This window comes from Shigella sp. FC1661 (genome assembly GCF_001712525.1).
Taxonomy (GTDB): domain Bacteria; phylum Pseudomonadota; class Gammaproteobacteria; order Enterobacterales; family Enterobacteriaceae; genus Escherichia; species Escherichia coli.
On the sequence record NZ_MDGW01000229.1, the window covers coordinates 1 to 3151 of the forward strand.

At 47.8% G+C, this 3151-nt stretch carries 3 protein-coding genes and 2 pseudogenes; 2 read left to right on the top strand and 3 right to left on the bottom strand.

Going from position 1 to position 3151, the window contains the following annotated elements; translation table 11 throughout:
- The coding region (locus BFF42_RS13925; RefSeq protein WP_039060271.1) for an IS3 family transposase at positions 1-534 on the top strand (534 nt) is incomplete at its 5' end.
- 7 nt (positions 535-541) lie between these two features.
- Here BFF42_RS13925 and BFF42_RS13930 read toward each other — a convergent pair.
- From BFF42_RS13930 to BFF42_RS13940, 3 genes and pseudogenes are all read right to left on the bottom strand, one after another.
- Positions 542-985 (bottom strand): annotated as a pseudogene (locus tag BFF42_RS13930) (NAD(P)H-binding protein); the annotation flags it as partial.
- 17 nt (positions 986-1002) lie between these two features.
- Positions 1003-1934: pseudogene (locus tag BFF42_RS13935) on the bottom strand (alpha/beta hydrolase).
- Complete coding sequence (locus tag BFF42_RS13940) at positions 1934-2854, bottom strand: alpha/beta hydrolase (protein ID WP_039060227.1); 921 nt, start codon at positions 2852-2854, stop codon at positions 1934-1936. The pseudogene BFF42_RS13935 and the gene BFF42_RS13940 overlap by 1 nt, the downstream one beginning before the upstream one ends.
- 180 nt (positions 2855-3034) lie before the next feature.
- Here BFF42_RS13940 and BFF42_RS13945 point away from each other — a divergent pair.
- Positions 3035-3151: IS3 family transposase (locus tag BFF42_RS13945; protein ID WP_000567659.1), on the top strand; the 117-nt coding region annotated here is incomplete at its 3' end.

The following is a 3151-nucleotide window of genomic DNA, read 5'->3' on the forward strand; positions in this document are numbered from 1 at the left end:
AGGCAGTTCGCCGTGACCGAGCCAAATCAGGTGTGGTGCGGTGATGTGACCTGTATCTGGACGGGTAAGCGCTGGGCGTACCTCGCCGTTGTTCTCGACCTGTTCGCAAGAAAACCAGTGGGCTGGGCCATGTCGTTCTCGCCGGACAGCAGGCTCACCATGAAAGCGCTGGAAATGGCATGGGAAACCCGTGGTAAGCCCGGCGGGGTGATGTTCCACAGCGATCAGGGCAGTCATTATACGAGCAGGCAGTTCCGGCAGTTATTGTGGCGATACCAGATCAGACAGAGTATGAGCCGGCGCGGAAACTGCTGGGATAACAGCCCAATGGAACGCTTCTTCAGGAGTCTGAAGAACGAATGGATGCCGGTGGTGGGTTACGTAAGCTTCAGCGAGGCAGCTCACGCCATAACGGACTATATCGTTGGATATTACAGCGCACTAAGACCGCACGAATATAACGGTGGGTTACCCCCAAACGAATCGGAAAATCGATACTGGAAAAACTCTAACTCGGTGGCCAGTTTTTGTTGACCACTTCAGGGCGAAGAATTGTATATTCCAGTCCAGAAGCCTCAATTGCATCCGCAGCCCTGCGGAATGGTTTTAGGGGTTCACCAATAACTGCATTATTCCATTCGCCAAATTTTCCTGGAACTTCATCATAAATACCGAGGGAAAGAACAAAGATCAGACGTTTAACATCACAGGCTTTCATCGCAGCGATCACTGAATTTGCCTGAATATCTAAATCTTCCCCCGTAAGGTTGGCATACACAACGTCCTGTCCCTGCATGGCCTGCTTCAGTGCTGCATGATTCAGTACATCTCCCATAATAATCTTGCTATTAGTTGGATAGGGTTTGTGGATTTTTGCTGGCTGACGGGCAAATAAAGTTTGTTTAATGGTTTGTTTATCTGCCAGTTGATTAATCACATGGCGGGCTATCTGACCGCCAGCACCAAGAATCAGTACATTTTTCATAATATTTCTCATGAAACTTATCCCAGATGGGGGTTGAAAAAAGGAATAACTTTTTCCAGCGCCTCCTGAACTGCTTCCGGTTTGTCATACAGTTCATAATGTGAGAAATCGGGTAATGAAACTAACTGACGATCCTGCGAAACCATCGCCCGGCCATAGACTTCCAGTCCATCACGATAAGCACCGAAGGCACCGACTTTTTCACCAACTACTACCATCACCGGCTGAGTCAGTAACACTTCAGTAAATGCGAAGGCATCCCAGGCCAGCGTTTTCTGTGCATGTGAGAACAACATTTTTGTCGCACCTCCCGGTTGTTGCCCGCGTGGTGTTTTATAGTAGTCAGTTGCTTCATAAACATCGCGTTCGGTCAGTCCATGGGCTTTTGCTGCATCCAGGCTGGCGGGAAGTAATTCGTTGATCTGTAATCTCCACCACGAGCCTCTTTGGTTCGTTGCGACGCCATTGCATTCAATGCGCCAATCGGATCGTAATTGCTGAAACCTTCCCGAAAAAGACGCCCGATATTAACACCCGTAATACTCACTACTGCTTTAATTCGTTTTTCTGTCAGCGCGGCATTAATGGCATAGCCACCACCCCCACACACTCCCAGCACGCCAATACGTTCAGCATTAACATATGGCAGAGTTACTGCATAATCGATAACACGGCTAATATCCTCTACGCGCTGTGTCGGATCTTCTATCCAGCGAGGCTCCCCACCAGATTCTCCCTGGAAACTGGCGTCATAAGCGAGAACGAGATAGCCTTTTTCAGCCAATGCTTTGCCATAGATATTGCCAGACGTCTGCTCCTTACAACTGCCAAAAGGATGGACGCTGATAATCGCCGGATACTGTTTTGACTCATCAAAATTTGGTGGAAACTGAATATTGGCAGCAATATGCCAGGCCATATCACTATTGCGGATTTGAATATGTTTCATTACAGAGTTTCCTCAAAGAACGGAGCTAATACTGAAATTGCTTCAGCCACATAGGCTTTGCCGTCATAAAGATCCATATGGTTTGCGCCTTCAACAATGTGATAGCGTTTATCTTGGCTTGATGCTCGATCGTACAGATCGTCACTCATCCATTTGCTCCCTGCCTGGCTGCCCGCCACAATCTGCATCGGCTGAGTCAGGTTCACTTCCGCCATATGGTAAGCATCAAAGGTAATAATCTGGTTAAGGCTGCGCAAAGTAGCGTAACCCGGTGCTGTTGGATACTGCGCGCGAGGGGTGTGGTAATACTCCCAGGCCTGACGCAGTTCTTCGTTCGGCGCATCGGACTCCTTCATTGGTGCCAGTGGCATAACGGCATATTCTCCGCTGCTAATATCGCTGGTTCGGGCGTTTGAACCCGCTTCAACGTATGGCAGGGCATCAATAGATTTCACATTGTTTTCCCAACCATTACGGAACATCGAACCAATATTGACCGCACTAACGGTACCGATGGCCTTGATGCGGCGATCCTGAATTGCAGCATTGGCTGTATATCCTGCACCGGCACAAATTCCCATCGCACCAATTCGGGTATTGTCGACATAAGAAAGCGTTGTCAGGTAATCAATCACGGCACTGATGTCTTCAGTACGAATGTATGGGTTTTCTAACTGACGCGGCTCGCCGCCACTTTCACCTTGATAAGATGCGTCATAAGCAATAGTGACAAATCCCTTTTCCGCCAGTTTTTTGGCATAGGTTCCGGCCGTTTGTTCTTTAACGCCCCCACTTGGGTGAGATACCACAATTGCCTGATACTGACGGGTTTCATCAAATTTTGGAGGGAAATAGATCACTGCAGACAAAGAGATGGTTGGATTATTGCTGTTAGTGAAGCTGACTTTATTATTCATCATTCCGTTCCTCATGGAGTTGTCGGTTCGTTTTAACGGTTGGTGATATCACTATAGATATTGATCATTAAGTTGATTAGACCCTAAATCATTAGACTGGCCCCCTGAATCTCCAGACAACCAGTATCACTTAAATAAGTGATAGTCTTAATACTAGTTTTTAGACTAGTCATTGGAGTACAGATGATTGATGTCTTAGGGCCGGAGAAACGCAGACGGCGTACCACACAGGAAAAGATCGCAATTGTTCAGCAGAGCTTTGAACCGGGGATGACGGTCTCCCTCGTTGCCCGGCAACAT

What these genes read in the sequence shown, in the direction of transcription:
- BFF42_RS13940 (WP_039060227.1), bottom strand. Translation starts at nt 2,854, where the DNA reads ATGATGAATAATAAAGTCAGCTTCACTAACAGCAATAATCCAACCATC.